This is a genomic window from Clostridium sulfidigenes, from assembly GCF_000732635.1.
Taxonomy (GTDB): domain Bacteria; phylum Bacillota; class Clostridia; order Clostridiales; family Clostridiaceae; genus Clostridium_J; species Clostridium_J sulfidigenes.
The window spans coordinates 1-4260 of sequence record NZ_JPMD01000065.1 but is presented as its reverse complement, the minus strand read 5'-3'; the positions used below and the strand labels follow the sequence as shown (position 1 = coordinate 4260).

Below are 4260 nucleotides of genomic sequence, written 5' to 3'. Positions count from 1 at the left end.
AAATGGCACGAACACTATCCTAATGCAATGAAAAGCTGGTCTGCTAATTGGGATGTTATAAGTCCTATATTTAAGTTTTCTGCTGATGTACGTAAGGTTATCTACACAACTAATGCTATTGAAAGTCTTAACAGTACTTATCGTAGATTGAATCGTCAGAGAAGTGTATTTCCAAGTGATATCTCGTTGCTAAAAGCATTGTACTTAGCAACTTTTGAAGCCACAAAAAAATGGAGTTTACCACTTAGAAACTGGGGCAAAGTTTATGGAGAACTGTCCATAATGTATGAAGGAAGACTTCCTTAAAGCCTACGGCTAATATATAAAAAAATACACCCGGTTTAAGGGTGTTCTTGACATGTAATTTATTTACTATTATATTAAAATTAAGGCATGGTAGCTACATCATGACCTCCATGCCTTTAAAATAATTATCATAGAAAGCTATTTACAGAAATAATTTCACACTCTCTTAAAACATAGCCTAAATATTCCCCTTATAAATTTAATGGCTACTCATAAATTTTGTTCTATAACAATCAAATTTTCATCTAACTTTTATATTAGCTTATTTTAATCTTACACTAAACTCTTCGGTTTTCATTTTATTGTTATACATAGAATCTATGTTGATAAATAGCTTTCCTGCCTTTAAAGTATATTTATCAAAATATAGTGATACTTCTCCACCTGTTCCATCAGATCTTTGAGATGATGAGCTTCTTGTAGCATCTGGATGACTAATAGAAATATTCTCAATATCATATGGTGGTAAAACAGTGAACTTAACCTCCATTGCTTCATATACTATATCTTCATTTGAAACCTCATCATTTTCCTCATCAGGGTATACTACCTTATAACTATTATCTTCATCTGGATTTTTTACCTCTTTATAGTCTTTTATATGCTCTAATTTAAGTCCAAACTCTCCACCTTGAAGTAATAATTCATTTCCAACATCAACTACAAGCTGCCTGTCTTTTATGGGATTATAAAATATTCCCTTACTATAAAGAGTTAATTCTTTAGATCTACCGTAAGCTCCTCCATTAAAAGTTAGTATATAATCTTCACTCCCTTCACCTTTCGATGTGCCTGAAGATAAAGTAAAGGTCCTTCCTTTTTCATCTTCCAAATAACAGTTATCAAGCCACCCAAATTTACTTTCCTTATCTACTAAATTACTCACAACTATCTCTGTACCCATTGGATAAATCCTCATTTCTTTAATAAAAAGACTTTGCTCTCCCAACTCTACATTTTTATTTATACTATATATCTCTGGTTCTACAGAAACAATTTTTTCATTTAGCTCTATAGGTATTTTTCTTTCTCCACTGCCTATTATGCCATCATATTTACTATGATTTACTACACCATTAAAGGTTAATATAAGATTTCTCGGAATATCTTTTACATTCATGCTTTCAATAGAAAAATATTTTTCTCCTTTTAATGGCTTTAATCCGTCCTTTTTATAGTCTCCATATCCATAACTGAGGATTCCTTCCATAAACTTATTCCCCTTATAATCCTTAATTTCCCAATCTTTTAATCCATAGTAATCTTCTTTATTAATACCATTTCCTTCTATGGTATACCCAAAAATAAGTTGTTTACTATCTCCTATAACTCTAGTGATTGTAACCTTAATTCCATCAATGTCTACTGATTTATTAATAGGTTGAATATATCCCTCTTTTAAAGCATATTTAATCCCTTCATTTATGATAACTATATCTGCAAAATCTCTAATTATAGGAATATTGTTTACAGCCTGTGCAAAAACTACCGAAGTATTTATACAAAGTATAAATGCAATAAACATAACTGTTATACTATATATTGGTCCTTTACTTCTTATTTTACGTTTTCTTATACCACTCTTCATTCCTATCATTAAATTTGTGCCTAAATCCTCTGGCATCACTATAGAGTTATACTGCTCTTTAGCTTTATTAAAATTTATATTACTCAAAGTCGTTCCTCCTTTTTACTATATTTTACTTAACTTTATTTCACAATTTAAGTTTGGCTCTCCACACTCTAGTTCTATACGCAAATCTTTTAACCCTTTATGAAGATAATTCTTGACTCTACTTTCTGAAATATCTAATACTATAGCTATATCTATAATTCTATAATCTTCGAAATATTTTAATATAATAACTGTTTTTTCTAATCCTTGTAGCTTATCAACGGCTTCATATAAATCAATATAGTCTTCATCTGTAATAGAACATTTTTTTAATACGTCTTCACCTTCATATACAAATCTATTTTTCTTTTTTAAATGAGTCATAGCTGTATTTACTAGAATTCTTGTAATCCAACTATTAAATTTTTCTACTTCTTTAAGCTTCTTTATATTCAAAAATCCTTTGTATATAGTTTCTTGAACAATCTCCTTAGCATCTTCCTCATTTTTAACATATACATAAGCAATCCTATAAAGTCTATCTTTATCTACTTCAATTAAGTTCAAAAGTTTTCTGTCATTTATTTGCTTTTCTCTGAAATTCAAAAATTTCATCCTCATCCCCCTTCCTTTTATCGAGTAATATCTATATTTTAATGAGAGCTTTATAAATCACAATTTACTATAATAAAATACTTATTATTCTATTAGCCTTTCTTAGTATATACCTTCTATATTCTATAGAGTATTTTCACATCATTTTTGTTTTTTGAAATTAATAAAATTACTTATTTTTTACTAAAAATATTCATTTGTTCCAGAGAACATTTTAAACCTTTTATGTTACATTTTACATTTTATATAGTAATTTAATATTAATATCTCATAAATAAAGGAGATGAACTCCATTTAGTTCATCTCCTTTATTTTATTTTGTGCTGCTTTCTTTGTTTCTATATCTCTTTGAATTTTGCTAAAAAATTTATAAGTAGTTGAAGATAACATCATTCCAAAGGCAATAGCTCCACCTACTATAATAGTTTTCATTGCACTGCTATAAGCAAGGTCATAATTTTGAGCTACTATATATAGTACTGTGTTATAGGCCATAACTCCTGGTACTAGCGGGAATATTCCTGGTATTGAAAACTGCATACTTGGAGCCTTTAACCTTCTTGCCATTACTTCACTATAAACTCCTACTACAAATGCCCCCATGAAAGTAGCAATAATTACACTTCCTCCATAGTTGAACACTATTAAATAGCTTATCCATGCAAGAGTTCCTGAAATCCCAGCCCAAACTAATTTTTTTCTATCTATATTAAATAATATGGCCGGAAATACACTTCCAAAAAACGCTAAAACAATTTGTCTAATCATAACATAGCCTCTACTTTCACTTAAATATATTATATCTAAAAGATTCCTAGAAAATTTCTAAAGGCTAATGCAGTACCAATTCCTGAACCAATTGCTGTAATTATTAAAACTGCCTCACCTACCTTTGAAATTCCTGATGTAAAATCACCATAAATTATATCTTTTATTCCATTAGTAAGGGCTACACCAGGTAATAGTACCATAATAGACCCTAGTATAATCTTGTCCTTGTTCACTATAGTTATAATATTTTCAAATAAAATACTTATACTAGCTATAAGAAATCCTGAGAAAAAGAAGATAAAAAATTGGAAAAACCCTACATTGGATACCTTATCTACCATATAATATATTATCATACCAATAATCGCAGATATAAAGGCTGCAAAAATTGTTCCGTTGAAAAATAATGAATAAATAAAACAAGTCATTCCACCAGCTAACACTCTAATAGGTAATTTAAAAGTAGGCGTTTTTCTTATATCTTCTAGTCTTTCCATTGCTTCCTCATAGGAAATCTTCTCTGACTCGATGCTTCGAGAAAAACTATTTACTAGCTCTATGCTATATAAATCAACACTCTTGCTTCTAACCTTTTTTAGTGATGTAACCTTTTCTTGATCCTCATCTAAAATAGATATAAAAATTCCTTTTCCTGTAGTTATGCATTCACTTTTATAATTATAAGCTTTACATATCCTTTCAATAGTTTCCTCTACTCTATAGGATTCTGATCCATTACTAATAAGTAGTTCGCCTGCTGAAAGAGCTATATCTAAAACCTGTTTTGCTTTCATGATAAATCTCCTTCTAATATTCCATATATTTAATAAACATGAATTTTATTCAGTTTACTATAATTATTTTTTAGCATATTTAATATTACACATTTATTAATGGTAATTATATCATCTTTTTCATATTTGTCTATTAATTATTTATATATTAAATGAACT

General features: G+C 28.8%; 5 protein-coding genes. 1 reads left to right on the top strand and 4 read right to left on the bottom strand.

Annotated features, from left to right (window positions below):
- On the top strand, nucleotides 1-306 hold a 306-nt coding region (locus IO99_RS17745; RefSeq protein WP_198028609.1), incomplete at its 5' end, for a transposase.
- Between the two features lie 262 nt (nucleotides 307-568).
- Here the strand turns inward: IO99_RS17745 and IO99_RS17740 are convergent.
- From IO99_RS17740 to IO99_RS17725, 4 genes are all read right to left on the bottom strand, one after another.
- Complete coding sequence (locus IO99_RS17740; protein ID WP_035135831.1) at nucleotides 569-1981, bottom strand: DUF4179 domain-containing protein; 1413 nt, start codon at nucleotides 1979-1981, stop codon at nucleotides 569-571.
- Nucleotides 1982-1999: 18 nt separating this feature from the next.
- Entirely contained in the window at nucleotides 2000-2536 is a 537-nt protein-coding gene (locus IO99_RS17735) for a sigma-70 family RNA polymerase sigma factor (protein ID WP_051824301.1), read from the bottom strand.
- Nucleotides 2537-2830: 294 nt separating this feature from the next.
- Entirely contained in the window at nucleotides 2831-3334 is a 504-nt protein-coding gene (locus IO99_RS17730; RefSeq protein WP_278245267.1) for a threonine/serine exporter family protein, read from the bottom strand.
- Nucleotides 3335-3339: 5 nt separating this feature from the next.
- Nucleotides 3340-4101 carry a threonine/serine exporter family protein gene (locus IO99_RS17725; protein ID WP_035135828.1) on the bottom strand — a complete coding sequence of 254 codons (762 nt, stop codon included), beginning with the start codon at nucleotides 4099-4101 and terminating at the stop codon, nucleotides 3340-3342.
- Nucleotides 4102-4260: the final 159 nt, after the last annotated feature.

Coding starts and splice junctions, on each gene's coding strand:
- IO99_RS17735 (WP_051824301.1), bottom strand. CDS start 2,536: ATGAAATTTTTGAATTTCAGAGAAAAGCAAATAAATGACAGAAAACTT.
- IO99_RS17725 (WP_035135828.1), bottom strand. CDS start 4,101: ATGAAAGCAAAACAGGTTTTAGATATAGCTCTTTCAGCAGGCGAACTA.